This window comes from Agrobacterium leguminum (assembly GCF_005144435.2).
GTDB classification, from domain to species: Bacteria; Pseudomonadota; Alphaproteobacteria; order Rhizobiales; family Rhizobiaceae; genus Agrobacterium; species Agrobacterium leguminum.
Window position 1 is genome coordinate 1,485,417 of sequence record NZ_CP120211.1, and the last position, 24,658, is coordinate 1,510,074.

At 59.4% G+C, this 24,658-nt stretch carries 29 protein-coding genes and 3 tRNA genes; 15 read left to right on the forward strand and 17 right to left on the reverse strand.

The window, feature by feature from the left end; all coding sequences use genetic code 11:
• The first annotated feature begins 206 nt into the window (after positions 1-206).
• On the forward strand, positions 207-1,415 hold the full coding sequence (locus CFBP4996_RS07305; RefSeq protein WP_080851701.1) for a UbiH/UbiF family hydroxylase: 1,209 nt from the start codon (positions 207-209) through the stop codon (positions 1,413-1,415).
• Here the strand turns inward: CFBP4996_RS07305 and CFBP4996_RS07310 are convergent.
• Together CFBP4996_RS07310 and CFBP4996_RS07315 are read right to left on the reverse strand one after the other, a co-directional pair.
• Entirely contained in the window at positions 1,399-2,337 is a 939-nt protein-coding gene (locus CFBP4996_RS07310; RefSeq protein WP_080851699.1) for an AEC family transporter, read from the reverse strand. The two genes, CFBP4996_RS07305 and CFBP4996_RS07310, sit on opposite strands and share 17 nt — an antisense overlap.
• A gap of 34 nt (positions 2,338-2,371) precedes the next feature.
• Positions 2,372-3,118 (reverse strand): cytochrome c biogenesis CcdA family protein, encoded by a 747-nt coding sequence (locus CFBP4996_RS07315; RefSeq protein WP_003523449.1) that lies wholly within the window; start codon positions 3,116-3,118, stop codon positions 2,372-2,374.
• A 282-nt stretch (positions 3,119-3,400) separates the two neighbouring features.
• Here CFBP4996_RS07315 and CFBP4996_RS07320 point away from each other — a divergent pair.
• Positions 3,401-3,476, forward strand: a tRNA-Lys gene (locus tag CFBP4996_RS07320).
• Between the two features lie 286 nt (positions 3,477-3,762).
• Here the strand turns inward: CFBP4996_RS07320 and CFBP4996_RS07325 are convergent.
• A complete protein-coding gene (locus CFBP4996_RS07325) occupies positions 3,763-5,010 on the reverse strand; it encodes a YcbK family protein (RefSeq protein ID WP_162935856.1) in 1,248 nt (415 codons plus the stop codon).
• 156 nt (positions 5,011-5,166) lie between these two features.
• Positions 5,167-5,607, reverse strand: coding sequence for a VOC family protein (locus CFBP4996_RS07330; protein WP_078052802.1), 441 nt, complete (start codon positions 5,605-5,607; stop codon positions 5,167-5,169).
• 192 nt (positions 5,608-5,799) lie between these two features.
• Between CFBP4996_RS07330 and CFBP4996_RS07335 the strand changes: the two genes are divergently transcribed.
• Positions 5,800-6,378 (forward strand): cold-shock protein, encoded by a 579-nt coding sequence (locus tag CFBP4996_RS07335; RefSeq protein ID WP_004442353.1) that lies wholly within the window; start codon positions 5,800-5,802, stop codon positions 6,376-6,378.
• Complete coding sequence (locus tag CFBP4996_RS07340; protein WP_059760314.1) at positions 6,378-6,860, forward strand: DUF192 domain-containing protein; 483 nt, start codon at positions 6,378-6,380, stop codon at positions 6,858-6,860. Before CFBP4996_RS07335 ends, CFBP4996_RS07340 begins: the two co-directional genes overlap by 1 nt.
• A 60-nt stretch (positions 6,861-6,920) precedes the next feature.
• Here CFBP4996_RS07340 and CFBP4996_RS07345 read toward each other — a convergent pair whose 3' ends face one another.
• Positions 6,921-7,169 (reverse strand): BON domain-containing protein, encoded by a 249-nt coding sequence (locus CFBP4996_RS07345; RefSeq protein ID WP_003522642.1) that lies wholly within the window; start codon positions 7,167-7,169, stop codon positions 6,921-6,923.
• A 213-nt stretch (positions 7,170-7,382) separates the two neighbouring features.
• Here CFBP4996_RS07345 and CFBP4996_RS07350 point away from each other — a divergent pair, with 213 nt between their 5' ends.
• Both CFBP4996_RS07350 and CFBP4996_RS07355 read left to right on the forward strand, forming a co-directional pair.
• Positions 7,383-7,652, forward strand: coding sequence for a DUF982 domain-containing protein (locus CFBP4996_RS07350; RefSeq protein WP_035262940.1), 270 nt, complete (start codon positions 7,383-7,385; stop codon positions 7,650-7,652).
• Positions 7,653-7,865: 213 nt separating this feature from the next.
• A complete protein-coding gene (locus CFBP4996_RS07355; RefSeq protein ID WP_080851694.1) occupies positions 7,866-9,008 on the forward strand; it encodes a ceramide glucosyltransferase in 1,143 nt (380 codons plus the stop codon).
• A gap of 53 nt (positions 9,009-9,061) precedes the next feature.
• On the opposite strand, the gene CFBP4996_RS07360 is transcribed toward CFBP4996_RS07355, so the two are convergent.
• Positions 9,062-9,138: transfer RNA gene (locus CFBP4996_RS07360), tRNA-Pro, on the reverse strand.
• 266 nt (positions 9,139-9,404) lie between these two features.
• Between CFBP4996_RS07360 and CFBP4996_RS07365 the strand changes: the two genes are divergently transcribed.
• From CFBP4996_RS07365 to CFBP4996_RS07375, 3 genes are all read left to right on the forward strand, one after another.
• A complete protein-coding gene (locus CFBP4996_RS07365) occupies positions 9,405-9,710 on the forward strand; it encodes an ETC complex I subunit (protein WP_003507982.1) in 306 nt (101 codons plus the stop codon).
• Positions 9,711-9,758: 48 nt separating this feature from the next.
• A tRNA-Arg gene (locus CFBP4996_RS07370) sits at positions 9,759-9,835 on the forward strand.
• A 141-nt stretch (positions 9,836-9,976) separates the two neighbouring features.
• On the forward strand, positions 9,977-10,186 hold the full coding sequence (locus CFBP4996_RS07375; protein ID WP_137396233.1) for a hypothetical protein: 210 nt from the start codon (positions 9,977-9,979) through the stop codon (positions 10,184-10,186).
• A 49-nt stretch (positions 10,187-10,235) separates the two neighbouring features.
• Here the strand turns inward: CFBP4996_RS07375 and CFBP4996_RS07380 are convergent, their stop codons facing one another.
• Complete coding sequence (locus CFBP4996_RS07380) at positions 10,236-10,943, reverse strand: hypothetical protein (protein WP_080851690.1); 708 nt, start codon at positions 10,941-10,943, stop codon at positions 10,236-10,238.
• A 174-nt stretch (positions 10,944-11,117) separates the two neighbouring features.
• Here CFBP4996_RS07380 and CFBP4996_RS07385 point away from each other — a divergent pair, with 174 nt between their 5' ends.
• Positions 11,118-11,342 (forward strand): hypothetical protein, encoded by a 225-nt coding sequence (locus CFBP4996_RS07385; RefSeq protein WP_137396234.1) that lies wholly within the window; start codon positions 11,118-11,120, stop codon positions 11,340-11,342.
• A 14-nt stretch (positions 11,343-11,356) separates the two neighbouring features.
• Here CFBP4996_RS07385 and CFBP4996_RS07390 read toward each other — a convergent pair whose 3' ends face one another.
• Positions 11,357-11,512 (reverse strand): hypothetical protein, encoded by a 156-nt coding sequence (locus CFBP4996_RS07390; RefSeq protein ID WP_080629607.1) that lies wholly within the window; start codon positions 11,510-11,512, stop codon positions 11,357-11,359.
• Between the two features lie 237 nt (positions 11,513-11,749).
• Here CFBP4996_RS07390 and CFBP4996_RS07395 point away from each other — a divergent pair, with 237 nt between their 5' ends.
• From CFBP4996_RS07395 to CFBP4996_RS07405, 3 genes are read left to right on the forward strand one after another with little or no spacing between them, the layout of a single operon-like run.
• The gene (locus CFBP4996_RS07395) at positions 11,750-13,051 is read left to right on the forward strand and encodes an efflux RND transporter periplasmic adaptor subunit (protein ID WP_080851689.1); all 1,302 of its coding nucleotides are present in this window, start codon (positions 11,750-11,752) and stop codon (positions 13,049-13,051) included.
• A 14-nt stretch (positions 13,052-13,065) separates the two neighbouring features.
• Positions 13,066-13,785 (forward strand): ABC transporter ATP-binding protein, encoded by a 720-nt coding sequence (locus CFBP4996_RS07400; RefSeq protein ID WP_080851687.1) that lies wholly within the window; start codon positions 13,066-13,068, stop codon positions 13,783-13,785.
• Positions 13,775-14,983 carry an ABC transporter permease gene (locus tag CFBP4996_RS07405; protein ID WP_080851685.1) on the forward strand — a complete coding sequence of 403 codons (1,209 nt, stop codon included), beginning with the start codon at positions 13,775-13,777 and terminating at the stop codon, positions 14,981-14,983. The genes CFBP4996_RS07400 and CFBP4996_RS07405 overlap by 11 nt, the downstream gene beginning before the upstream one ends.
• Before the next feature lie 77 nt (positions 14,984-15,060).
• Here the strand turns inward: CFBP4996_RS07405 and CFBP4996_RS07410 are convergent, their stop codons facing one another.
• Positions 15,061-15,540 (reverse strand): DUF6714 family protein, encoded by a 480-nt coding sequence (locus CFBP4996_RS07410; protein ID WP_170988566.1) that lies wholly within the window; start codon positions 15,538-15,540, stop codon positions 15,061-15,063.
• 16 nt (positions 15,541-15,556) lie between these two features.
• Positions 15,557-15,790, reverse strand: a complete 234-nt coding sequence (locus tag CFBP4996_RS07415) for a hypothetical protein (RefSeq protein ID WP_080851681.1) — start codon at positions 15,788-15,790, stop codon at positions 15,557-15,559.
• Positions 15,791-15,964: 174 nt separating this feature from the next.
• Between CFBP4996_RS07415 and CFBP4996_RS07420 the strand changes: the two genes are divergently transcribed.
• Positions 15,965-16,240 (forward strand): hypothetical protein, encoded by a 276-nt coding sequence (locus tag CFBP4996_RS07420; protein WP_080851679.1) that lies wholly within the window; start codon positions 15,965-15,967, stop codon positions 16,238-16,240.
• Between the two features lie 217 nt (positions 16,241-16,457).
• Here CFBP4996_RS07420 and sufA read toward each other — a convergent pair whose 3' ends face one another.
• The 7 genes from sufA to CFBP4996_RS07455 all read right to left on the reverse strand — a co-directional run bounded on the left by sufA (position 16,458) and on the right by CFBP4996_RS07455 (position 23,578).
• The gene (sufA, locus tag CFBP4996_RS07425; RefSeq protein WP_003495415.1) at positions 16,458-16,847 is read right to left on the reverse strand and encodes a Fe-S cluster assembly scaffold SufA; all 390 of its coding nucleotides are present in this window, start codon (positions 16,845-16,847) and stop codon (positions 16,458-16,460) included.
• A gap of 105 nt (positions 16,848-16,952) precedes the next feature.
• Positions 16,953-17,336 (reverse strand): SUF system Fe-S cluster assembly protein, encoded by a 384-nt coding sequence (locus tag CFBP4996_RS07430; RefSeq protein WP_003522655.1) that lies wholly within the window; start codon positions 17,334-17,336, stop codon positions 16,953-16,955.
• A gap of 38 nt (positions 17,337-17,374) precedes the next feature.
• Positions 17,375-18,625, reverse strand: coding sequence for a cysteine desulfurase (locus tag CFBP4996_RS07435; protein WP_003522656.1), 1,251 nt, complete (start codon positions 18,623-18,625; stop codon positions 17,375-17,377).
• Complete coding sequence (sufD, locus tag CFBP4996_RS07440) at positions 18,618-19,889, reverse strand: Fe-S cluster assembly protein SufD (protein WP_080853141.1); 1,272 nt, start codon at positions 19,887-19,889, stop codon at positions 18,618-18,620. Before sufD ends, CFBP4996_RS07435 begins: the two co-directional genes overlap by 8 nt.
• 24 nt (positions 19,890-19,913) lie before the next feature.
• Positions 19,914-20,669 (reverse strand): Fe-S cluster assembly ATPase SufC, encoded by a 756-nt coding sequence (gene sufC / locus CFBP4996_RS07445; protein WP_003522658.1) that lies wholly within the window; start codon positions 20,667-20,669, stop codon positions 19,914-19,916.
• A 72-nt stretch (positions 20,670-20,741) separates the two neighbouring features.
• Positions 20,742-22,211: a Fe-S cluster assembly protein SufB gene (gene sufB, locus CFBP4996_RS07450; RefSeq protein ID WP_020809911.1), complete on the reverse strand. Its 1,470-nt coding sequence runs from the start codon at positions 22,209-22,211 to the stop codon at positions 20,742-20,744.
• Between the two features lie 197 nt (positions 22,212-22,408).
• On the reverse strand, positions 22,409-23,578 hold the full coding sequence (locus CFBP4996_RS07455; RefSeq protein ID WP_080851676.1) for a cysteine desulfurase family protein: 1,170 nt from the start codon (positions 23,576-23,578) through the stop codon (positions 22,409-22,411).
• Between the two features lie 211 nt (positions 23,579-23,789).
• Between CFBP4996_RS07455 and CFBP4996_RS07460 the strand changes: the two genes are divergently transcribed.
• Complete coding sequence (locus CFBP4996_RS07460; protein ID WP_080851673.1) at positions 23,790-24,467, forward strand: alpha/beta hydrolase; 678 nt, start codon at positions 23,790-23,792, stop codon at positions 24,465-24,467.
• Positions 24,468-24,658: the final 191 nt, after the last annotated feature.

The window sequence follows — 24,658 nt, forward strand, 5'->3', positions numbered from 1 at the left end:
CAGCGTCTGTGCCCCGTTTTTTCATCCGCCTGTTCATTCCGGTATGCGGCCATTCACCACGCTTTGCAACCGGCTCAATCCGCTTATCCTAAGACTAATATCGCGGCACAACCAACGAATCTTCGCAACCGGATGTTCCGGGACCGAAGTGGATTTACCCGACCAAAGCCTTTATGATGCTTTGAAAATAACAACGGATCAGGACCATGAGACACTTCGATATCGCCATCACCGGTGCGGGACTTGCGGGCCAGATCGCGGCCATCGCGCTGGCGCGGGCGGGCCGCCACGTGGCGCTCATTGCACCTTCCAGCGACAGGAAGGACCAGCGCACCACGGCGCTGATGGACCAGTCCATCCGCTTCATGGACCGTCTCGGCCTGTGGTCGCGCATTGCGCCTTCGGCCGCACGCCTTTCCACCATGCAGATCATAGACGGCACCGACCGCCTGCTGCGTGCACCCACCGTGCAGTTCCGTTCCTCCGAAATCGGGCTGGACGCCTTTGGCTGGAACATCCCCAACGAGGCTTTGCTCGGCGTTCTGAGCGAAGCGGTCGGGCAGGAACACAATATTACCCGCCTCGACACGTCCGCCGAGACAATCGACATCGGCAACGACCGCGTGACGGTGACGCTTGCGAATGGCGAAACGCTCTCCGCCGATTTCCTCATCGGTGCGGATGGCCGCAAATCGATGGTGCGCGATGCTGCCGGCATCGGCGTCAAATCCTGGTCCTATCCGCAGACGGCCATTGTTTTGAACTTCGGCCATAGCCGGTCGCATGGCAATGTCTCGACGGAATTCCACACCCCCACCGGCCCTTTCACGCAGGTTCCCCTGCCCGGCAACCGCTCCAGCCTCGTCTGGGTCGTCACCCCGCAACAGGCGGAGGAATTGACGGCGCTACCGCTGGAAGCGCTTAGCCTCCGGGTCGAGGAGCGCATGCAATCCATGCTGGGAGCCGTCACCGTCGAGGACAGCGTGCAGGCATGGCCGCTCTCTTCCATGACGGCGCATCGCTTCGGCAAGGGCCGCGTGGCCCTGATCGGCGAGGCCGCACATGGTTTTCCGCCCATCGGCGCGCAGGGGTTGAACCTCAGCCTGCGCGACATCATCGCGCTGGCGGAATTGCTGAGCGCCGTCTCCGACCGGCCGATTGCGGCCGATGCCGGCAGCAGCTTCGACCGCAGGCGACGGGCGGATGTCTACAGCCGCACACTGAGCGTCGATCTCCTGAACCGCTCGCTGCTTTCCGACCTCCTGCCGGTGCAGATGGCGCGCGCGGCGGGCCTGCACGTGCTTTCCGGCATCGGCACGCTTAGAAGCATGGTCATGCGCGAAGGCATCGAACCGGGCCGTGGGCTGAAGGCCCTGCCCTCCCTGCTGTTCGGCAGCTTCAAAAAGGCTGGATGAAATAGACCACGCCGGTCAGCGTGAGGACCGACAGCACCGTCGAGATCAGGATCGTTGCCGACGCCCGCTCCTGCCAGACGTGATATTGCTGGCCGATGACGAAAACATTCGTCGCGGTCGGCAGCGCGGCCAAAAGCACGGCCGAATAGATCCACACCGGCTCGAACCGCCCGAGCGACGAGAGCAAGAGATAAGCGGCGAGCGGATGCAGGATCAGCTTTGCCGGCACGATATAGCTGATTTCCACCGGCACCCGTTTCATCGGCCGAAGCGCCAGCGTCACGCCCATGGCAAACAATGCGCAGGGCGCCGCCGACTGCGCCAGATAATCCACCAGCCGCTGCACCGCCTCCGGCGGTTGCCATGACAGCGAAGCGGCAAGAAATCCGGCGATGACGGAGACGATGAAGGGATGGGTGAAGACCTTGCGCGCCACATCCAGCGCAAGTCTTGCCGGAGAGCGCTTGTCACCGCCCGCAACCGCCATCATTGCCGGCGCGACGATGAAATGGGCGGCGTTTTCCAGACAGACGATCAGCGCCACCGGCACCGCCGCCTTTTCGCCAAGCGCCAGAAGCGCAAGCCCCGGTCCCATATAGCCGATATTGCCGTAGCTTGCCGCGAAACTCTGGATCGTGGTTTCGGCAAGGCTGTTTTTCCGCACGAACCGGCCGATCAGGAACACAGCCAAGAAAATACCATAGGTGCAGGCGAGACTGGCCGCGACGAAATCCATCCGCGCCAGTTCCTCCACCGGCGTTTTCGACACCAGCTTGAAAAACAGCGCCGGAAGCGCCGCATAGATGATGAAGGTGTTCAGCCAGCCCATCGCCTCGACCGGCTGCTTCGTGATGCGCGCCGCTCCGTAGCCGATGAAGATCAGGCCGAAAAACGGTAACAGCAATCCGACGATATCCGTCACTATGTTTCCCCCGCAAGCAACTCCAGCGGGAGGCTTAGCCGATTTGCATCAGGATCGGAAAGGTCTCCTGGAACCAGATCGCCACATTGGTGATAAAACCGGACATGAAAGCGAGACCGGTCAGCACCAGCAATACGCCGAGCAGCTTTTCCACGAGGCCGAGATGGCGGCGGAAGCGGACGAGGAAACGCATGAAGGAGCCGGAAAACGCCGCCGCGATCCAGAACGGTACCGCAAGGCCAAGAGAATAGACCGCAAGCAGCGCCGCACCGTCGCCAACCGTATCGCGCGCGGCGGCGACGCCGAGAATAGCCCCCAGAACCGGGCCAATGCAGGGCGTCCAGCCGAAGGCGAAGGCAAGACCCATGACATAGGCCCCGGACAGCGTGGCAGGCTTGCCCGCCCCCTGAAACCGCGCCTCGCGCGAAAACAGGCCGATGCGGAACACGCCGAGAAAATTCAGGCCCATTAGAATGATGATGAAACCGCCGATCTTGGCGAGAATATCGAGATTCTGGCGCAGAAGCGTGCCGATCGTCGAGGCGCCGGCCCCAAGGGCCACGAAGACCGTGGCGAAACCGAGCGTGAAGAAGAAGGCCGAAAACAGCACGGCCCTGCGGATCTCCGGCCGCGGCGCGGTATCTTCCGTCCTGAACTGCTCGACCGAAACACCCGCCATATAACAGAGATAAGGCGGCACCAGCGGCAGAACGCAGGGCGACAGAAACGAAAGAGCGCCGGCCAGAAGCGCGCTGAACAGGGAAATATCGGCAATCGACAAGAAAGAACTCCGCATTCCGCAAAGCCGCCGCGATTCTCGAGCTTCGCTGGCACTTCACGCTTCATTTTCGTGCATGTCATTGCTGCAAAAGGATTTCACCCGTCCGGCCGACATGTCTGAAGCCGGTTTTATCCCCAGCCGCCCCCTCTCTCCAATCACCTTTTCGGGGGTGCGACAAAAAAAACCGGATTGATTGTCGAAACCGCTTTTTTTGGGTTGACCGAACGGATCGCTCTACCTATGTTCCGCGCACTTCCGAAGGGCAGCCAAGCCCCGACACGGGAGAGCGTAGCTCAGCCGGTAGAGCAACTGACTTTTAATCAGTAGGTCCAGGGTTCGAATCCCTGCGCTCTCACCACTTTCAAATACAATTTTCTGATATTTCACAAAGAGTTAGCGCCGAAGGTGACCGAACTCCGGCGGGAATTGAAAAGATTCGCCCACAGTCCTCGAGGGTAAAATAGCGATATCCGCCGCAAGCCCGGATTTCATAACAGCCGCTGCGATTAGGGCCACCAGCTCATGTGCCAGCGTCCCGGCATGACCGGACAGTCGCTTTCAATCGCTTGGAATAGTTCCTCAGGTCGAAAGTCTCAGCCACGGAAATCACCGTATTTAATATTCCGGCAAACCCAATCAGGAGATCATTTGCGCGCGGCAGTACGGCGGCAGCGCCAGTTCCAGTCTCTTGGCTCACCCGTGTCCATATGGACCGATTCGGTGTGGCAATAGGTGCCGACGCCACCGCGTTCCGGCAGGGAACGCAGATAGGTGGCAAGCTCCCATTTGGAGACGCCCTTGATCTGGATGTCGGCGGCATCGCAGGTATAGTGCTTGGAGCCCTGCCTTATGCCCTTCGGCGGACGATAGCCCGAGGTGACGATCGCCGGGCTGTTATAGTGGCGCTCCACATCCTTGATCATCCGCACCAGTTCCGGCTTGAAACAGCCGACTTCGACACGGTCCGTCTGCAGGAAAAGCCCGTTCGGGGCGACGCGGGTGAGGCCGGAGAGCGAAGCGAGCTTCATCAGGCCGGTCGGCTGGTCATCCTCTTCATCGAGATGGGCGTCGTCGAATTCGTCGGACATCATGGAGCGGCCGGAAAGGGCGATGCCCATCGTCCCGTCCGAAACTCCGGGCAATGCCGCGACCTGCGTATTGCCGGCCGTGCCGCTTTCAATCATTTTCGGCAGGCGCTTTTTGGCCGCACCGGCGAAAAATGCCGCAAGCGTTACGCCCTTACCCTCGCTTTCCTGCCCCTCGCCCGCCGCCTTGGCGTCCTTGGCTGGTTGCGCGGCAACGGCCGCGAGCTGTTCCGATGCCGACTGCGGCACGGGTACGGGAACCGGCTGACGATTTTCGCTGTGCTGTTCCGCCGGCGCCTGTGCGGCTGCCGGGACCTGAGCCGGCGCTGCCACCGGTTGCGGCTGCGCCGCCTGTACCGGCGCCGAATAGACGCTGCTGACGGCGGGAACGATTCTCTGGGTAGGAGCGCCCGCAGCACTGGCGGGCGCTGCTGCTGCGGATGCGGTGGAATAAATGCTCGTTGTCCCTGCGGAGATTGCCGTTGGCTGCGTCGTCAATCCGCCGATATCGGGGGCGGCGCCATAGGCCTGCGCCGGGCCGCCCGATGCCTGCGGCTGGGCTGGCGCGGCCGCTCCGGCCGCCGATGCCACGGCCGGATCCACATAATGTCCCTGTTGCGCGCCGGCCGCAGCAGTTGAAGCGGCGGTCTGCGGCTTCTGTTGTGCGGAAATTTCCGGCTTTTTGGTCGCCGCCGCCATCTCATCGTCGGTCACCGCCGAAACGCATCCGGAAAGCCCGAGCAGCGAAACCGCGATGACGAGACGCTGACGGACCAGACGTCCTTTCGCGCTCTCGACAGTTGTCATGGGTGGCCTCCGTATCTTGCATTTCCAACAGCAGCACGGGAACGGGCGCGTGTGCTTCCCCAAAACGGGACTGGCCGTTTCGATTCGCGGACTATGCCTCATCCCCTCGGGACAAGGCAAGAGCACCCGAAAACGCCGCTGCTCACCGGAAAATCCCTACCAGGAACCGGTATTCTGCATAGATATCCACGGTTCGGCTGGTGCGAGGCTTTCGCCCTTCTGCAGAATTTCGAAGGAAATACCATCCGGCGAGCGCACGAAGGCCATATGTCCGTCGCGCGGCGGCCGGTTGATAACGATGCCGTTCTGCTGAAGCCGGGCGCAGAAATCGTAGATATTGTCGACCTCGTAAGCCAGATGGCCGAAGTTGCGGCCGCCGGTATAATCCTCGGTATCCCAGTTATAGGTGAGTTCGAGGCACGGCGCCTTGTTTTCCTTTGCCGCAGCAATGTCGTCACGCGCCGCAAGAAACACCAGAGTGAATCGGCCTTTTTCGTTCTCGATTCGGCGTATTTCCTCAAGACCCAGCAGGTCGCGATAGAATTTCAGTGATTCGCCAAGGTCTTTGACGCGAACCATTGTGTGCAGATACCGCATTTTCTTCCTCTCCATTACACGGGTCCGGAGCCGTTAAACGCATGATGGCAAGCCCCGGACAAGGACGGCGACATAAAAGCAGCTGCGTAAATCAAAAACTAGGGCTTGCGTGAAACCGTTACCAAGATGTTAATCTGGCGCACAGGAATCAGTTGACCGGTGTATGGCGCGTAATCGAGGGGTTGGCAGGATATGGCTGATAGGATGTCATCGAAAACGATAGTCGATGTCGAGGACCTTTCGGGCGATGCCGTGGACCTGACCGAAATTACCGGCGTCGTGAAGTGGTTCGATGTCGCCAAGGGTTTCGGCTTCATCGTGCCCGACAACGGCACGCAGGATGTGCTGCTGCACGTCTCCTGCCTGCGCCGCGACGGTTACCAGACAATTCTTGAAGGAACGCGCATCGTCGCCCTCATCCAGCGGCGCGACCGCGGTTTCCAGGCGTTCCGCATCCTGTCCATGGACCAGTCGACCGCCGTTCATCCCTCGCAGCTGCCGCCGGTGCGCACCCATGTCCAGGTAACGCCTTCGAGCGGGCTTGAGCGCGCCATCGTCAAGTGGTTCAACCGCACCAAGGGTTTCGGCTTCCTGACGCGCGGCGAAGGAACGGAAGATATTTTCGTGCATATGGAAACCCTGCGCCGTTTCGGCCTGACGGAGCTTCGCCCCGGCCAGGTGGTTCTGGTGCGTTACGGCGATGGCGACAAGGGCCTGATGGCGGCGGAAATCCACCCCGACAACCCGGTTTCCATCGGGATGTCGCATTGATGTCCGCCCTGCCCCATATGGTGAAAAGCGCCGTTATGGCGCTTCTTTTTTTCACGCTCGCCGCCGCCGCCCAGGCTCAGCAACAGCAGACTTTCACCTCCGAACCGCTGCAGATTGAAACCGCCGGGGGAAAGAGCCACGATTTCACTGCCGAACTGGCGCTGAACAATGCCCAGCGCGAACAGGGCCTGATGTTCCGCAAGAGCATGCCGCTTGAAAACGGCATGCTGTTCGACTTCGGTGAACCGCGTGACGTCGCCATGTGGATGCGGAACACGCTTATTCCGCTCGACATGCTTTTCATTGGCCGCGACGGCCGCATTACCCATATTCACGAAAACGCGGTTCCGCATTCGGAAGCGATCATCAGCTCCCGCGGGCCAGTAAAATTCGTGCTTGAACTGAATGGCGGCACCGCGAAGCGCTATGGCATCAAGCCGGGCGATATGGTTCGCAGCGCGCAAATCGGCAACCGGAAATGACGTTGCCGCGTTATTGCGTCTGAATGAGCCGGACGAGCTTTCGCCCGGCTGGCGCAATATTCAGTAGACCGGCTCGATATGGCTCAGAATCCGGCAATTGGAAATGGAAGCGGCAAGGTTGATGGCGATGTCGATCGCTTCGACCGAATCGGCCGTGCCTTCCAGATAGATCACATCATTTTCGACGGTTGCGGAAATGCGCGACTTTTCGAGCCCCGATTCGAAGGCCAGAGCCGACGTGATTGCCTGGCATACGCCGGCCATGCGGTCCCCGAAGAAGCTTTCCTGAATGCCTGACAAATTGAACATATGCGTTCTCCTTCTTATGGACATAACAACGCCCTGAGGGCGGTTTTGTTCATCTCCGGTTCATCTATTTGTTCATCTTCCATTCATCTTGGAAAATTGGAACCCCCTGATCGATCACATTTTAGGTGATCGGGAACCATTTCGTGAGGCGGGCATTTCGCGCATGGGAGAATGAAAGACCTTCAAGGCAGGTAAAACAGGGAGGAGAATGACATGCTGATTAACAGAACGGAGCCGTGTCACCACGCCTCGTGGATGAAACCGGTGGCGATCCACCTGCCGCTGTGCGTCGCCGTGGAAATCTACAGCCCGCTGGTGGCGCTGGACATGCTGATGTACCGTTGGCCCGAGGAACACGGGCCGGAATATGAAGAGGCGCGCAGGAACTGCCTCGATGCCATCGCCGGCAGATGCGACATCGAGAAAGCGCGGGAATCGTTTCTTGTCGCAAGCAGTCATGCCCATATCCTGAACGTCCACTAAAATTCATCGACCGTCATGACGATTGGGCCCTTCCATGCGGAGGGCTTTTTCTTTTGCGCGCGGCTTCTGCGACGCTTCCATGCACGGCGCAGCCTGCACACCGGCCGATGATGACATGTAACTGTCACGCAAACGTTATAATCGGCAGAGACGAATTCCATGGAATCGATTGGCGCGCAGACCGCCAAAAGCTTGGGAGTGGAACTGGCCAGCATGGAAACTGTCTTTGCCCTTTGCGCAATTCTGCTCCTCGGCTTCAATCTTCTCGGCATCGTTCTGGCCGGCTGGCGACTGACGAGGCGGGACACGGAAAACGATCTCGTCCGGCAAAAGCCGCCTGTCTCGCTTGTGGTGCCGCTGCGCGGCGTGGAGAACTTCACGCCCCTGACGCTGTCGCGCGCCTTCGAACTCAACTGGCCCGATTATGAGCTGCTGTTCTGCGTCGCCGATGAATTCGACCCCGTGATCGAGGAAGTTCGCAAAGCGCAAGCCGCCTTCCCCTCGGTTTCCATGCAATTGCTCATTGGCGATGACCGCATCAGCGCCAATCCGAAACTGAACAATTGCGTCAAGGGCTGGCGGGCCGCCCGGCATGAATGGGTGATTCTGGCCGATTCGAACGTGTTGATGCCGAAATCCTATATTGCGACCATGATGTCGGCCTGGCGGCAGGATAGCGGGCTCGTCTGCTCGCCGCCGCTCGGGTCAAGGCCTGCGGGTTTCTGGGCGCATGTGGAATGCGCTTTCCTCAACGGCTCGCAGGGGCGCTGGCAATATGCGGCGGAAGCCATCGGCATGGGTTTCGCACAGGGCAAGTCGATGTTGTGGAACAAGCCGTTTCTGGAAGACAATGGCGGCATTCGCGCGCTGGCTGCTGAAATCGCAGAAGACGCCGCCTCGACGAAGCTGGTGCGAAGCGCCGGCCGCAAGGTGCATCTGGTCTGCGCCCCCTTCGAACAGCCTCTCGGCCAGCGCCATGCCGGCGAGATCTGGTCTCGCCAGACCCGCTGGGCGCGGTTGCGACGCGTGACCTTCCCGCAATATTTCGCGCCTGAAATCCTCACCGGCGCACTTCCCCCGCTCCTCTTCGCGCTCGCCGCCGCCGCCATGATGGATGTAAACCTCGCCATAACCGCCTTTGCCGTCCTCGCCCTCATGTATGTGCCGGAACTTGCGCTTGCAGCCCTCAACCGCTGGCCGATATCGCTCCATACGCTGCCGGCAATGATCGCCCGTGACATGATCATGCCTGTCGTCTGGGCGCGAAGCTGGATCGGCAGCGCGGTGGCATGGCGCGGCAATGTCATGACGATCGGCACGGCAGAGAGCACTCTGGCCGGTCCGTCCGCGGAATAAATCACAGCTATTTGGAAGAAGTTACGCCGGAAAGCTGATGTTTTGCTTTAAAATGGTCGGAGTGGAGAGATTCGAACTCCCGACCCTCTGGTCCCAAACCAGATGCGCTACCAGACTGCGCTACACTCCGCCGAGGCGATGGCTGGGGAATACACGGTTCACCCGCAGTCCGCAACAGGGAAATTCATCTTTGTTCAGCCACGGCCCCGATGAGCAAAACGTAACCTCGAAACGATGGCGCAGGATCGGACGGCAAGGGGATAATCGTCTTGACTCTCACCTGAAGTCAGTCCATTTCAAATTCAACGTTCCTGACACGATTTGGTTATTCTATTCAGGTACGTGATGAATAATTCGGGGCGTTTCGCCCCGCTGTCCAACCGGAGCAGTTTCGACATGTCTGCGAAGATTTACCGCCCTGCAAAAACCGCCATGCAATCCGGCAAGGCGAAGACCAATGTCTGGGTTCTGGAATTCGACGCCGAGGTTCCGCGCAAGATCGATCCGATCATGGGCTACACCTCCAGTTCCGACATGAAGCAGCAGCTCAAGCTGACATTCGAGACGCAGGAACAGGCCGAAGCCTATGCCCAGCGCAAGGGCATCGAATACCGCGTCATCCAGCCGAAGGAAGCGACCCGCAAGGTCGTTTCCTACACCGACAATTTCCGTTTCAACCGCACCCAGCCCTGGACGCACTGAAACACGACGATCAAAGTTTTTGCCGGAGTATCGATTGCCCGGCATGACGGCCCCTTAGCTCAACTGGATAGAGCAACTGCCTTCTAAGCAGTAGGTCGCAGGTTCGAGTCCTGCAGGGGTCGCCAAAAATCTAAGCAAAATCGATGACTTCCGTTATTTTTCCGACATGGGTTCGACCATCCGACATGTCTGTTAGACGGGCTTTCCGCCCGCCCAGCACGTCACCCTCGATATAATCAGATTCGAAATCCACATAGCGCTTGGCCGTGGCGCTGGTGACGCACAAGGCCAATGTGCAGCCGGGTATTATTCTTTCCGCCGATCCCTCCAATTGGGCGACGGCCGACGAACAATGGATGCGGGCAACCAGACTGCGACGGCTCGCGATCTATATCACCGTAACCTACCTCGATATCTCGCAGGCGGACATGGCCCGCGCCCTTGGCGTGAGCAAGGCCACCGTTTCGCTTTGCTGAAAGAGCTCGGCGACGAACGCGAGCGGCCGGAGATCGAAGCGGCGCTGGCCTATGTTGAAGAGGCGTTTCGGTCATGATTGAGTTTTTGTGCCTCATCGGTGAGCAAACTCATGTCAAAGCGGGCGGTGTCTTTCAGATAGATGGCGGCCTGTTCTTTTATCGAACTGGCGTATTCCAATGCTACCTCCATGACAGTCATCGCGACACCCAACGCATCCTGATCGAGTTTTGCGTCAGGCTTCAGCGCGCCCCACATATCGAGAATAAAATCGAACTGAGCTTTTATAAATGTCGCGCTTCGTTGAGGGACGAATACGTCTTTCTCGAAGTTAACAAAATGACTGCTCTGAATGAAACGATGTACGACATCGACCTCACTTATGACGGTCTTATAAGTGTAGCTAGTTCCGTTGAGTTTGTGCTGCTTCGTTTTCTCGATGTGGTCCTTCGTCAATTTTTCTACTTTGGTGCTGTGGTCAATTATGTGGTTCGCCAGTGCTCTAAGCCTTCTGACCTCCATAGATTTGCTGATCTTGTACTGATTTTCGGCGTCCTTAACTTGCTTAGCAAGGTACAGGATAGAGGGAACTGCCGCACCAACTGCTGCCCATCCGCCAACTGCCGAAAGCCATTCCCTAAGACAATGTTCGGTTTCAGCGCCACAGAACGCTGCTCTGCCCATAGTGATCCGCAACATAACAATCGAGATAATAATGAAGGGAATTATCCATCCCCATCTGTCCCAGTGTTCCCTCATAAGTCTCCCCGTCTTCAATTCGGTCAGACAGTAGTTGAGTCGTTCGTATTCTTTCAATGGGAACGTGCAGAATGAGCGATACCCATTTGTACATGTCCTACCTGCGGTTAGACGCTCCCAGCCGGCCTTTTGCCGTCGACTGGGAAAAGCGCTCGCAAGGTTGCCGATTATGCCGTGCGCTTCGAGCAGGCATTGCTCGCCAGTGGATACACCGGCGATGGAAAACAGGTTCAGTCTGAAAAGCCGTCAGGACCGGAGTTGCCGCCGGGCGAAGATCTTGTTGATAGCGCTGCTATCGTTGAGCCGACGCTGCCTGTCCAGAATGTCGATCCGGAGAAGCCGCTCCTGAAATCGAAACCGTTTGGCAATGGATCATCACAACGATCGTGGTGCCTCTAGTCGGCCCTTGCGGCCTACCCCTGCCCCATCAACGTGAAATACCCCCACACCGCCACGAAAAACGCAATGACAGCCGCAATCGTCAAAGCCTTCCTGGCTTTCGGTCCCAGCGGTTCGCGTGGCTTCTTCGGCGGCACCGGTTTGCGGAACTTCACCACATTGTCGTTCATTCTATCTTCGTCCTGACTATCGCTGCTGAGAGCTCAGCCGCGTTTATGGCATCGATCTTCCCGGATTTATCTCTAGCAGACCAGAACTATCATAAATATTACCAAGTTTTCACTTCACCCTTGGGGCAAGCTATGTCACTTCCCACAATCAGAGGAATACAACGGCGATAGATGGACGGACAAACCGGAGAGCGGCGACAACCCTCTGTGGTATTTTGAACTTTGCGGGTGACGAGAATGAATGACGCCAATACGAGTGGCAGCGATACCGAAAACAGCCAGCCCGATCTGCGCGAGATTCTGGGAACGAACAGAAACGGCCGCAAGAAAAAGTCGCGTCGGTATCTTTATGCCGCAGCAGCCATTGTGCTGATTGGCGGGGGCCTTGGTTATTATTACCAGTCACGTGCGGCAGGCGTTGCTTATAGCTACACCACGGAAGCTGCGCGTCAGGGCGATCTCTCGGTCATCGTCACCTCTACCGGCTCGGTTCAGCCGACGGATCAGGTCGATATATCGAGCGAACTCTCCGGCACCGTGCGCAAGGTCAACGTCACCTATAACAGCCCGGTCAAGGCGGGAGACGTATTGGCGGAGCTGGATACCAACAAGCTCGAAGCCGATGTGCAGAGCGCCCGCGCCAAGCTTGCCTCCGCCAAGGCCAATGTGCTGAAGGCCCGCGCCGATCTCGGTTCGGCCAAAACCTCCATGGAGCGCCTGAAGTCGCTGGTGCAGAACCGGGTCTCCAGCCAGCAGGATCTGGACGCCGCGCAGTTCACCCATGATGCGGCTGCCGCGACGCTTGAAGTCAATGAGGCCACCGTGCTTTCGGCGGAAGCGGATCTGAGGCTTGCCGAAGTCAATCTCGGCAAGGCCAAGATCGTCTCGCCCATCGATGGCGTCATCCTCACCCGCAGCGTCGATCCCGGCGCCACCGTCGCCTCCTCGCTCAATGCCCCGGTGCTGTTCACCATCGCCGGCGATCTGCGCCACATGGAATTGCAGGTCTCGGTGGATGAGGCCGATGTCGGTAAGGTCGAGACCGGTCAGAAGGCCAATTTTAACGTCGATGCCTATCCCGACCGCAGCTTCCCGGCCGAGATCGAGACCGTGCGCTTCGCCTCCGAAACCGTATCCAACGTCGTGACCTACAAGGGCATATTGACGGTCGATAATGAGGAACTGCTGCTGCGCCCCGGCATGACGGCGACCGCCAATATCATCGTCGAAGAGATCAAGGATACGCTGCTGGTGCCGAATTCCGCGCTTCGTTATACGCCGCCGCGCGAATCCGCCTCCCGTGGCGGCGGGCTGATGAGCCTGTTCCGCCCGCCGCGCATGGGCCGCTCGCAGAACCGCGATGCCGGCCAGGCGGCTGCCGCCGGCAAAAGAACGGTCTGGGTGCTGCGTAACAACACGCCAGTCTCCGTCGCTATCGAAACCGGTTCCACCGACGGCCAGCATACCGTGGTAAAATCGGGCGAGTTGAAAGCCGACGATCAGGTGATTACCGACGCAACGGCCCGCAACGCCGGCTGACGGAGGACAAGCCCATGCAACAGCCGCCGCTCATCGAATTCCGCGATGTCGTCAAGCAATATGGCCGCGGCGAAGCGACCATCCGCGCGCTCGATGGCGTCAGCCTCTCCATTCATGAGAAGGAATTCGTCGCCATCATGGGGCCGTCCGGCTCCGGCAAATCCACCTCGATGAATATCATCGGCTGTCTGGATGTGCCGACATCAGGCGAATATCTGTTCCAGGGCGTGCCGACCAGCGGCTTCGACAACGAACATCTGACGCTGCTGCGCCGGCATATGCTGGGCTTCGTGTTTCAGGGCTTCAACCTTCTCTCGCGCACCTCGGCGGTGGAGAATGTCGAGCTGCCGCTGATCTATCGCGGCATGAAGGCCTCGGAGCGGCGCGCGCGCGCCATGGAGGCGCTGGCGCAGGTGGGCCTGAAAGGCCGCGAGGACCACACCACGCAGGAGCTTTCCGGCGGCCAGCAGCAGCGCGTGGCTATTGCCCGCGCTATCGTCACCCGCCCCGCTTTGCTTCTGGCCGACGAGCCGACCGGCAATCTCGATACGAAGACCAGCATCGAAATCATGGAACTGATTACCGCGCTCAACCGCGACAGGGGTATCACGGTGGTCATGGTCACCCATGAAGAGGATATCGCCGCCCATGCCGGACGACTCCTGCGTTTCGTCGACGGCCACCTCGCCTCCGACAGCGCGATGGACAAAAAGGAGACCGCCGATGTTCTTTGAAACGTCGCGTCTTGCGCTGCGCGCCATCAGCCGCAACCTGCTGCGCTCCTTCCTCACCGTGCTCGGTGTCGTCATCGGCGTGGCCGCCGTCATCGCCATGGTCACCATCGGCAACGGCACGACCGAACAGGTGAAATCGGAGCTTTCGCGGCTGGGCACCAACATGCTGTTCGTGCGCCCCGGCCAGTTCGGCCCCGGAAGGGCCAGCACCGAAGCCAAGCGCTTCGATGACCGCGATGTCGAGGCCATCCGCAACCAGATATCAGACATCCGTGCCGTGGCACCGCAGAACCGCAGCTCCGCCGCAACCGTCATTTTCGGCGGTAAGAACCACCAGACAAGCGTCATCGGCACCACCAACGATTATCTGGTGGCACAGGACTGGACCATCGCGCTCGGTCGCGATTTCCAGCCCGCCGAAGATCGCGGCGGCCAGATCGGCTGCATCATCGGCGAGACGGTGCGGCAGGAACTGTTCGGTGCGGAAAACCCGGTGGGGCAGACGATCCGCGTCAGCAACATCTCCTGCCCCGTCATCGGTGTGCTGGGCAGGAAAGGCCAGTCCGGCCTCGGTGACGATCAGGACGACACGATCATCATGCCGCTTAAGATCCATCAGCGGCGCATCGGCGGCACCACCACCATTTCATCTATCATGGTCTCGGCACAGGATGGCGTTTCGACTGCCAAGGTGCAGAGCGACCTGCAAAACCTGCTGCGCGAACGCCGCCGCATCGGCATCGGCCGAGAGGACGATTTCACCGTCAACGACATGACGCAGATCGCCTCGGCCATGACCGGCACGACGACGTTGCTCACCGGTCTTCTGGGTGCCGTCGCCGCCGTCAGCCTTCTGGTCGGCGGTATCGGCATCATGAACATCATGCTGGTTTCGGTGACGGAACGCACCCGCGAGATCGGCATTCGCCTTGCCATCGGCGCACTGGAAAAACAGGTACTGACGCAGTTTCTGGTGGAAGCCGTCATGCTGTCGGCCTTTGGCGGCCTTGTCGGCATCCTCACCGGCCTCGGCCTCGCTTATGCCGTCGTCGGTTATCTCAACGTGCCCTTCGTCACCAGCCCGTCGATCATCTTCCTCGCCTTCGCCTTTTCGGCGGCCATCGGGGTGATTTTCGGCTATTTCCCGGCACGACGGGCGGCGAGCCTGAGCCCGATAGAAGCCTTGCGTCATGAATGAAAGCCGGCGTTCAAACCGCAACCGGCTTTGTGTGAGAAGAAACGGCAGCCTCTTCCCGGGGATTGACCCGATCCGCTTCAGTCGCTCACCGGGGAGCGTGCACTATCCACCCACTCTTCGAGCGCGCGCTCTATGTCGTCCTGACAGGACGGCAGGTTTTCCTTCTCGCTGATGGCGCGGAGATACATTTCCACCGCATTCCGTTGCAAAGGGGTCAGTAAGGAAAACGTCTCATGGCACCCGCGCAGATAGGTGGCGAATTCGTGCCTGTAGTCGCCATCGAGATCGGCGATCATATAGGCGGGCAGATGAAATCGCATTCCTTCAGCATCAAGGAAGGCGGGGCTGCCGGAATGTCTGTTGAGGTCCTTCAGCGGGATTGCCGCCCAATCATTCTTCTCATCGCCAGCGCGACATGCGGCGCGAACCTCATTGCTCGCATAATCGTCAAGCGCCTGTGCCTCGGAAAGGCCGACGCCGCCGCCCAGGGTGACACCCGCGAATGCCTCTCGCACCGCGGCTTTCGCATTCGCAATATTGTCGGGTTCCTGCCTCATCACATAGTCTGCCTGTTCAATGATGGGCTCCCCCACTCCCGTCACCATGCACTGTCGGCCAGTCTCCACCCTCGGTCCGTTCGAGCGGGGGACTATTCAACGCGTCATCCCTGGATGCCGCAGATCCCTTTATCTCCTCCCAGTAAAACGCAAGGCAAACAATACCGACAATCAGCGTCAGGCCAGCCACGACGCTGGCGACGATCAGCCCTATCGTCCAGATATCAATCGAGGCGCTGCTGATGTCCATCCCGCTTCACTCCCCACGATAATCCTGCCGGCGGTCCGAAACGCCTTCCAGCATGGGCGGCGGGCGGTTCCGCCCCTCCCGCCAAACCTCGCAGAATATCCGATATCCTTGCTGATCTTGCGTCAGGGCGTCAATCGGATAGGCTCGCCCTCAAGTTTACCGGATGGAGTTTGGATGTTCAAATCGGTATCGGACAGCGCCGCTGCCGCAGACGGCGGCTCGCTCGCCCTCTTCGTCGAACGGATTGACGGACAGACGGAGCTGTTTGTGATCAATCGCTCCCTCGCGTCACGCGGGACGCCCGACTACAACAGAGTCAGCTCGAGCCTTAGGCCGCTTGCCGGGGAGGATTGCGGGAAGATCGCGGCAGCTCTCGAGCCTCTATTGACGACGACGCCATCGGTTCATCCGCTGGCGGATTTTATCGATACGCTGAAACAGCAGTCATGATCCTTTGAAAGCTGATTTGCGCGGGACGCAGTTTGCGGAAAATGAATCTGAAACCTCTCATCCGTCATCCTCGGGCCTGACCCGAGGATCTACAAACGTCTCAAGGGATTTGACGGGGATGGATCCTCGGGTCAAGCCCGAGGATGACGTCGCGTTTGTAGGAACGCTGTGTGCGTAAGAAAGGTCTGTCTCTCCATCGCAGAGATAGCGTAACCAATCAAACGTTGGCCTCAGCCTCACGCTGCTTTGCCAGCGCCGCCAGATCGGCCGGCTTCAGCTCAACCGATTCACCGCAGCCGCAGGCCGATGTCTGGTTCGGATTGTTGAAGGTGAAACCGGAGCGCATCTTGGTCACTTCGAAATCCATCTGGGTGCCGAGCAGATAAAGCACGGCGGAAGGCTGAACCCAGACCTTTGCGCCTTCGAATTCAACCAAATCGTCCTTCGCATCCGGCTCGGTCACGAGGTCGATGGTATATTCCATGCCCGCGCAGCCGCCCTTCTTGATGCCGACGCGCACGCCCCTGGCATCCGGCCCGGAATTTTCGACGATTGCTTTAACGCGCGAGGCAGCAGCCCCGGTCATGGTCATGATCGCAAAGCCCATGGGCCTAATTCTCCTTCGACAATCGAGTTCAAGGCTCGATGCTTATGGATTTCAATCTAATAGCGCCTGAGAGTGTCATCAAGGGATGACATCAGTCAAATCACGTCAATACCAGCCGACAGCGACCTGTGCTTCTTCCGACATGCGGTCCGGCGTCCACGGCGGATCGAAGGTCATTTCGACCACGACACCGGAAACACCCTCGACGGCGCCAACCGCATTTTCCACCCAGCCCGGCATTTCACCGGCCACCGGGCAACCGGGGGCCGTCAGCGTCATGACGATCTTGACCATCCGGTCATCCTCGATGTCGATCTTGTAGACGAGACCGAGTTCGAAGATATCGGCCGGAATTTCCGGATCGTAGACGGTCTTCAGCGCCGCGATCACGTCATCGCTGAGGCGTGCCAGCTCATCCGGCGGAATGGTCGAAACCTTTTCCTGAGCTTCGGTCGCATCCTGGGTCTTTGCAGTGGCTTCGGCAGTCATGGTCTTAAACCTCAATCCTGATCTCTCAAATCCCGATATCAGGCGAAAAATTTGCGCGCATATTCCAGCGCCTCAACAAGAGAGTCTACTTCGGCGCGGGTATTGTAAAGGCCGAACGATGCCCGGCATGTGGAGGTAACGCCGAAGCGTTTCAAGAGCGGCATGGCGCAATGGGTGCCCGCACGTACCGCAACGCCGCGCCGGTCTATCACCATCGAGACATCATGGGCGTGAATGCCCTCAAGCTCGAAGGAGAAGATGCCGCCCTTGTCAGGCGCATTGCCGATGATGCGCAGCGAATTGATCTCTCGCAGACGCTCGGCAGCGTAAGCGGCAAGATCGGCCTCATGCGCGGCAATCGCGGCGCGGCCGAGATTGTCCATGTAATCCAGCGCGTAACCGAGGCCGATCGCCTGCACGATGGGCGGCGTGCCGGCTTCGAAACGGTGCGGCGGCTCGTTATAGGTCACATTGTCTTCGGAAACGTCGAGGATCATCTCCCCGCCGCCCTGGAACGGCCGCATCTCGCGCAAGCGGTCGGCCTTGCCATAGAGCACGCCGATGCCCGACGGACCGTAAAGCTTGTGGCCGGTCATCACATACCAGTCGCAATCGATATCGCGCACATCGACCGGCATGTGAACCGCGCCCTGCGAACCATCGATCAACACCGGAATGCCACGCTCATGGGCAATGCGGCAGATTTCCTTGACCGGCACGATGGTGCCGAGCGCATTCGACATATGGGTGATGGCGACAAGCTTGGTGCGCTCCGTCAGGCTCTTTTCGAAAGCCTCGATATGAAACGCGCCGTCATCGTCCACAGGCACCCAGACGAGCTTCGCACCCTGCCGCTCACGAATGAAGTGCCACGGCACGATGTTGGAATGATGCTCCATGATCGAAATGACGATCTCGTCGCCCTCGCCGATCTTCGGCATGCCGTAACCGTAAGCGACCGTATTGATCGCTTCCGTTGAGGATTTGGTGAAGACGATCTCGTCCACCGAACCGGCGTTCAGGAAACGGCGCACCTTTTCGCGCGCCGCCTCATAGGCGTCGGTTGCGGCATTGGAGAGGAAATGCAGGCCGCGATGCACATTCGCATACTCATTGGCATAAGCATGCGAAACGGCGTCGATCACCACCTGCGGTTTTTGAGCGGACGCGCCGTTGTCGAGATAGACCAGCGGCTTGCCATAGACCTCGCGCGACAGGATCGGGAAATCCTTGCGCACGGCTTCGATGTCATAAGGGGCCGCCAATGCGGCGCGTTCGCTCTCAGGCATGATGTTCCAGCCAGCCGGAGATGATCGTCTCCAGCGCCTCTACCAGATTTTCTTCTTCCAGTTCCTCGACGATCTCGGCGACGAAGGCGTTGACGAGCATCGCCCGCGCCTTGGCCCCCGGCACGCCGCGCGCCATCAGATAATAGAGATGGTTGTCGCTGATATCGGCAACCGTCGCGCCATGGCCGCACTGAACATCGTCAGCAAAGATTTCCAGTTCCGGCTTTGCCGAGAACTCGCCATCGTCGGACATCAGCAGCGTATTGCACGCCATCTTCGCATCGGTCTTCTGGGCATCGGGCGCCACCCGGATCATGCCCTGGAAAATGCCCTTTGCGCGGTCGAACACCACGTTGCGGAATACTTCCGTCGAGGTCGTGTTCGGCACGTTGTGACCGAGAACCATCGTCACGTCGGTATGGGTTTCGCCGCCCAGAAGGTTAACGCCGCGAACGATGAGGTCAGTGCCCTCGCCTTCCACGTCCATGCGCAGTTCCTGACGCACCAGCTTGCCGCCGGCATTGACAATGAACAGACGAATCTTGGCGTCCGCGCCGATTTTCATGCGCAGTTGGCCAAGATGGATATCGGCCGCACCCTGTTGCTGCAGGATGATCCAGGTCACTTCCGCGCCATCCTCGACAACGATGTCGCTGACGGAGGAAACGAAGGCTGCATCCAAAGTCACCGAAAGGTGACGTTCGATGACGGTTGCCTTGGAACCCTTGCCGAAACGGACCGGGAAGCGGCTGTGAACCTGGCCTGCGCCATGGATCGCCTGCAATTCGATCGGCTTCTCGATCTCGGCATCGGCCGGGATCTCGAGCACCAGACCGTCGCGCACGAAGCTGCCATTGATGCGGCCAATCGCGTCATCCTTGCTGGCTTCAGCGAGGCCGGCGGCGGCGGAGCCGTCGAGCAGGCTTTCGGCAAAACGCGACACGCGGACGTCTTCAATCTTGCCGATATCGGCCGTGCCATGCTGCAGATAGGCAACCAGCGAGCCGGCAACCGTCGGCGCCAGCTTCTCGATAACAGGCGCGGGCCGGTCTTCCGGAACGGCGCGCAGCAGGCTCTTCAGATCGGTATAGTGCCACGCCTCGATGCGACGGGTCGGAAGACCGCCGGTCTTCAGATCGTCGAACAGCACGTCACGCGCGGCAACAACAGCGCCGTCGCCCGGCAATTCGCTGAACTTGGCGGTGTAAGCGTCGACCAGCGCGGTTTCCGCTGGCGTCAGCCGGTTGGTAGCTTGAATGTTCATGGACATCACCTCCTGGCCTTTAACTTAGGCCGCTTCACCGATGATGTCGGCGTAACCGTTGTTTTCCAGTTCCAGCGCCAGAGCCTTGTCACCCGAGCGGATGATCTTGCCCTTGTAGAGAACGTGAACGCTGTCAGGCACGATGTAATCGAGCAGGCGCTGATAGTGGGTGATGACGACGGTGGCGCGATCCGGCGACTTCAGCGCATTGACGCCGTCAGCCACGATCTTCAGCGCGTCGATGTCGAGACCGCTATCGGTTTCGTCGAGAACGCAGAGCTTCGGCTCCAAGAGCGCCATCTGCAGGATTTCAGCGCGTTTCTTCTCACCGCCGGAGAAGCCGACGTTGAGCGGACGCTTCAGCATTTCCATGTCGATCTTCAGATCGCCGGCAGCTTCCTTGACGCGGCGGATGAAGTCCGGCGTCGTCAGCTCGGACTCGCCGCGCGCCTTGCGTTGCTCGTTCATCGCAACCTTCAGGAACTGCATGGTGGCGACACCGGGAATTTCAACCGGATACTGGAAGGCAAGGAAGATGCCCTTGGCGGCGCGCTCGGCGGCATCCAGTTCCAGAATGCTTTCGCCGTTATAGAGAATGTCACCGGAGGTGACTTCATAATCTTCGCGGCCCGACAGGATGTAGGACAGCGTCGACTTGCCGGAACCGTTCGGCCCCATGATGGCAGCAACCTCACCGGCGGCAACCTTCAGGTTGAGACCCTTGATGATCTCGGTTTCGGTATCGGCGATCTTTGCGTGCAGGTCGATGATTTCAAGCATGGATGTATCCTAAGAATTGTGTGAGCGAAGGTGCGCGAACATCGCGCACTCAAGTGCGTGTCTGGGTGACGATCAGCCGACCGAACCTTCCAGCGAAATGCCGATCAGCTTCTGCGCTTCCACGGCAAATTCCATCGGCAGTTCCTGAATGACTTCCTTCACGAAACCGTTGACGATGAGCGCGATGGCCGCTTCCTCGGGAATGCCACGCTGCAGGCAATAGAACAGCTGGTCTTCGGAAATCTTCGACGTCGTCGCCTCGTGCTCGAAATGCGCGGAGGAGTTCTTCGCCTCGATATAGGGCACCGTATGCGCGCCGCACTTGTCGCCGATCAGCAGCGAGTCGCACTGCGTGAAGTTGCGCGTATTGGTCGCCTTGCGATGAGCCGAAACCTGGCCGCGATAGACGTTTTCCGAGAAACCGGCGGCGATGCCCTTGGCGATGATGCGGCTCGACGTGTTCTTGCCGAGATGGATCATCTTGGTGCCGCTATCGATCTGCTGATGGCCATTGGAGACCGCGATCGAATAGAACTCGCCACGGCTGTCATCGCCGCGCAGGATGCAGGACGGGTATTTCCAGGTAATCGCCGAGCCGGTTTCCACCTGCGTCCACGAAATCTTCGAACGGTCGCCACGGCAATCGCCACGCTTGGTCACGAAGTTGTAGATACCGCCCTTGCCTTCCTTGTCGCCCGGATACCAGTTCTGGACGGTGGAATATTTGATTTCGGCATCATCGAGCGCCACAAGCTCGACCACGGCCGCGTGAAGCTGGTTCTCGTCGCGCTGAGGTGCCGTGCAGCCTTCCAGATAGGAGACGTAGGCTCCCTCTTCGGCGATGATCAGCGTGCGCTCGAACTGGCCGGTGTTCTTTTCGTTGATGCGGAAATAGGTGGAAAGTTCCATCGGGCACCGCACACCCTTCGGCACGAAGACGAAGGAACCGTCGGTGAAGACGGCCGAGTTCAGCGTCGCGTAGAAATTGTCCGTCGTCGGAACGACAGAGCCGAGATATTTCTTCACCAGTTCCGGATGCTCGCGCACGGCTTCCGAAATCGACATGAAGATGACGCCGGCTTTCGCCAGTTCCGCCTTGAAGGTGGTGACGACCGAGACGCTGTCGAACACGGCATCCACGGCGACCGGGCGCTTTTCGACGCCGGCAAGGATTTCCTGTTCCTTCAGCGGAATGCCGAGCTTCTCATAGACCTTCAGAAGCTCCGGGTCGACTTCATCCAGCGACTTCGGGCCGGGCGCGGTCTTCGGCGCGGCGTAGTAATAGAGATCGTTGAAGTCGATCTTGGGGTAGCTGACGCGCGCCCAGGTCGGCTCTTCCATCGTCAGCCAGCGCTTGTAAGCCTCAAGACGCCATTCCAGCATCCATTCCGGCTCCTGCTTCTTGGCCGAGATGAAACGGATCACCTCTTCCGAAAGGCCCTTCGGGGCCTTGTCGACTTCGATATTGGTTTCGAAGCCATATTTATACTGGTCCACATCGATCTGGCGGACCTGATCGATCGTTTCCTGAACCGCTGCCATGTCGTTCTCCAATCTCGCCGGAGCCAAGGTCCGGTGGCTTGTCAACGTATCAAGGCGGAAAGCCGCCTTATCCATCTTCGGGCAATGTCACCGCGCCGTTAAGCGGGGCGGAGCTTATACCCATGTAAGTGCGGGATGGCGCTTTTCACACATCCCGGCAAGCGGAAAATTGCTATTCCGCAATTCTTTGCCGCATTTTAAGCGGCCTGACCGGAAAGCCTGCGCCGCCCGGCAATTTTCGCAAACGCCGCAAGCGTCCGTTCTATATCGGCCTCATCAGTCGCATGGCCAAGGGAAATCCGGAGTGCGCCAAGCTTGGGATCACGCCCCATCGCCGTCAGCACATGGCTTTCCCCCACCTTGCCGGACGAGCAGGCCGAACCGGCCGACAGCGCAATGCCTTCGATATCGAAAGCGATCTGCCCCGTTTCCGCCTTCAGGCCCGGCAGGGTAAAAAACGTGGTATTACCAACGCGGGCAACGTCCTCGCCGTGGATGATCACGTCCGGCGCGCTCACCCGCATGCCGTCTTCCAGCCGCGCCCGCAGAACGGCAAGACGCGCCGCTTCAATCTCGAGATTCTTGGCAGCCACAGCGGCAGCGGCACCAAAACCGATAACCGACAGGGTATTTTCCGTGCCGGAACGATGCCCCTTTTCCTGCCCGCCGCCATGGATAAGCGGCTTCGGCATCATCACCTCGCCGCGCGAGACCAGCGCGCCAGCACCCTTGGGGCCACCGAGCTTATGGGACGAGATGACCAGGAAATCGGCATCGAGCGCATTGATATCGAGCGGAACCCGGCCTGCCGCCTGCACGGCGTCGACCACCATCAATCCGCCCGCCGCATGCACCAGCCGCGCCGCTTCCGCCACCGGCTGGAGGATGCCGGTCTCATTGTTCACCATCATGCAGGCAACCATCGGCAGGCCGGTCGAAGCATCGTGCGAAGACAGCAGCGTCTGAAGTGCCGCAAGATCGATGACACCCGCTGACGTAACGGGAATTTCCGTAACGTCAGCCTTGCCGAACCGGCCGCCTTCGCGGAAAGCGGGGTGCTCGATAGCGGAGACGTAAAGACGGCCATAGCGCACGGGAGCGCGCCCCATCTTGAATTCAGGCGTCAGCACCAGATTGGCAGCTTCCGTCGCGCCGCTGGTAAAGGTGACATGGGCAGCCTGCGCGCTAACAAGTGCCGCAACCTCGCGGCGGGCGCCCTCAACGGCGGCGCGGGCGGCACGCCCTTCCCGGTGGACGGAAGACGGATTGCCGGCAAGATCGAGCGCGGAGACGAGAACATCGCGCACGGCGGGCAAAAGCGGCGCCGTGGCGTTCCAGTCCATATATGTCCGCGTCAAAACCGTCATGACGATGAGGCTTCATCCAATCTTCAATGCGCCAAAACGCATTTTTCTTGAAATTACAGTTGCGCTTGCCTTATGACACCACCCGAGTGCTTTAGCACACGCAAAGTTTCGAATTATTCTAAACTGCGTTCTAGAAAAGATGACAGAGTTCGTCAAGTCTTCTCATCGGAAGAATGCGGTTGGAGAATGAAAAAACACGACCGGAGTACCAATGCCCGAAGTCATCTTTAACGGCCCTGCGGGTCGCCTCGAAGGCCGTTATCAACCCTCCAAGGAAAAGAGCGCGCCGATAGCGATCATCCTTCATCCGCACCCACAGTTTGGCGGCACGATGAACAACCAGATCGTTTATCAGCTCTTCTATCTTTTCCAGAAGCGCGGCTTCACGACGCTCCGGTTCAATTTCCGCTCCATCGGCCGCAGCCAGGGCGAATTCGATCATGGCGCCGGCGAGCTTTCCGATGCCGCTTCTGCGCTCGACTGGGTGCAGAGCCTGCATCCCGATTCGAAGAGCTGCTGGGTCGCGGGTTACTCCTTCGGCGCCTGGATCGGCATGCAGCTTCTGATGCGCCGCCCGGAAATCGAAGGTTTCATGTCGATTGCGCCGCAGCCCAATACCTACGACTTCTCCTTCCTCGCCCCCTGCCCGTCGTCGGGCCTCATCATCAACGGCGATAGCGACAAGGTCGCGCCTGAGAAGGATGTGAACGGCCTGGTGGAGAAGCTGAAGACCCAGAAGGGCATCCTCATCACCCACCGCACCGTTCCCGGCGCCAACCACTTCTTCAACGGCAAGGTGGACGACCTGATGGGCCAATGCGAGGACTATCTCGACCGTCGCCTCAATGGCGAACTGGTGCCGGAACCGGCGGCCAAGCGCATTCGGTGATTGGCTGCGCCTCTTGGCGGGCGGCTCGATTTTTCTACAATGATCGCCGGCGGGTGAAGCTTACCCCCTCTGCCCTGCCGGGCATCTCCCCCTCAAGGGGGGAGATCAGCTAGACGCATGCTCCTCGCCTAAGCCTCTGCGTTAAAGATAACCGGAAGGTCGCCGCGATTCGATCTCCCCCCTTGAGGGGG

Coding starts and splice junctions, on each gene's coding strand:
- CFBP4996_RS07420 (WP_080851679.1), top strand. CDS start 15,965: ATGTTCAAATCGGTATCGGACAGCGCCGCTGCCGCAGACGGCGGCTCG.
- CFBP4996_RS07415 (WP_080851681.1), bottom strand. CDS start 15,790: ATGGACATCAGCAGCGCCTCGATTGATATCTGGACGATAGGGCTGATC.
- CFBP4996_RS07305 (WP_080851701.1), top strand. CDS start 207: ATGAGACACTTCGATATCGCCATCACCGGTGCGGGACTTGCGGGCCAG.
- CFBP4996_RS07340 (WP_059760314.1), top strand. CDS start 6,378: ATGTCCGCCCTGCCCCATATGGTGAAAAGCGCCGTTATGGCGCTTCTT.
- CFBP4996_RS07395 (WP_080851689.1), top strand. CDS start 11,750: ATGAATGACGCCAATACGAGTGGCAGCGATACCGAAAACAGCCAGCCC.
- CFBP4996_RS07380 (WP_080851690.1), bottom strand. CDS start 10,943: ATGAGGGAACACTGGGACAGATGGGGATGGATAATTCCCTTCATTATT.
- sufB (WP_020809911.1), bottom strand. CDS start 22,211: ATGGCAGCGGTTCAGGAAACGATCGATCAGGTCCGCCAGATCGATGTG.
- CFBP4996_RS07455 (WP_080851676.1), bottom strand. CDS start 23,578: ATGACGGTTTTGACGCGGACATATATGGACTGGAACGCCACGGCGCCG.
- CFBP4996_RS07365 (WP_003507982.1), top strand. CDS start 9,405: ATGTCTGCGAAGATTTACCGCCCTGCAAAAACCGCCATGCAATCCGGC.
- CFBP4996_RS07335 (WP_004442353.1), top strand. CDS start 5,800: ATGGCTGATAGGATGTCATCGAAAACGATAGTCGATGTCGAGGACCTT.
- sufC (WP_003522658.1), bottom strand. CDS start 20,669: ATGCTTGAAATCATCGACCTGCACGCAAAGATCGCCGATACCGAAACC.
- CFBP4996_RS07405 (WP_080851685.1), top strand. CDS start 13,775: ATGTTCTTTGAAACGTCGCGTCTTGCGCTGCGCGCCATCAGCCGCAAC.
- CFBP4996_RS07460 (WP_080851673.1), top strand. CDS start 23,790: ATGCCCGAAGTCATCTTTAACGGCCCTGCGGGTCGCCTCGAAGGCCGT.
- CFBP4996_RS07330 (WP_078052802.1), bottom strand. CDS start 5,607: ATGCGGTATCTGCACACAATGGTTCGCGTCAAAGACCTTGGCGAATCA.
- CFBP4996_RS07400 (WP_080851687.1), top strand. CDS start 13,066: ATGCAACAGCCGCCGCTCATCGAATTCCGCGATGTCGTCAAGCAATAT.
- CFBP4996_RS07355 (WP_080851694.1), top strand. CDS start 7,866: ATGGAAACTGTCTTTGCCCTTTGCGCAATTCTGCTCCTCGGCTTCAAT.
- sufD (WP_080853141.1), bottom strand. CDS start 19,889: ATGAACATTCAAGCTACCAACCGGCTGACGCCAGCGGAAACCGCGCTG.
- CFBP4996_RS07430 (WP_003522655.1), bottom strand. CDS start 17,336: ATGACTGCCGAAGCCACTGCAAAGACCCAGGATGCGACCGAAGCTCAG.
- CFBP4996_RS07410 (WP_170988566.1), bottom strand. CDS start 15,540: ATGAGGCAGGAACCCGACAATATTGCGAATGCGAAAGCCGCGGTGCGA.
- CFBP4996_RS07350 (WP_035262940.1), top strand. CDS start 7,383: ATGCTGATTAACAGAACGGAGCCGTGTCACCACGCCTCGTGGATGAAA.
- CFBP4996_RS07390 (WP_080629607.1), bottom strand. CDS start 11,512: ATGAACGACAATGTGGTGAAGTTCCGCAAACCGGTGCCGCCGAAGAAG.
- sufA (WP_003495415.1), bottom strand. CDS start 16,847: ATGGGCTTTGCGATCATGACCATGACCGGGGCTGCTGCCTCGCGCGTT.
- CFBP4996_RS07325 (WP_162935856.1), bottom strand. CDS start 5,010: ATGACAACTGTCGAGAGCGCGAAAGGACGTCTGGTCCGTCAGCGTCTC.
- CFBP4996_RS07345 (WP_003522642.1), bottom strand. CDS start 7,169: ATGTTCAATTTGTCAGGCATTCAGGAAAGCTTCTTCGGGGACCGCATG.
- CFBP4996_RS07435 (WP_003522656.1), bottom strand. CDS start 18,625: ATGCCTGAGAGCGAACGCGCCGCATTGGCGGCCCCTTATGACATCGAA.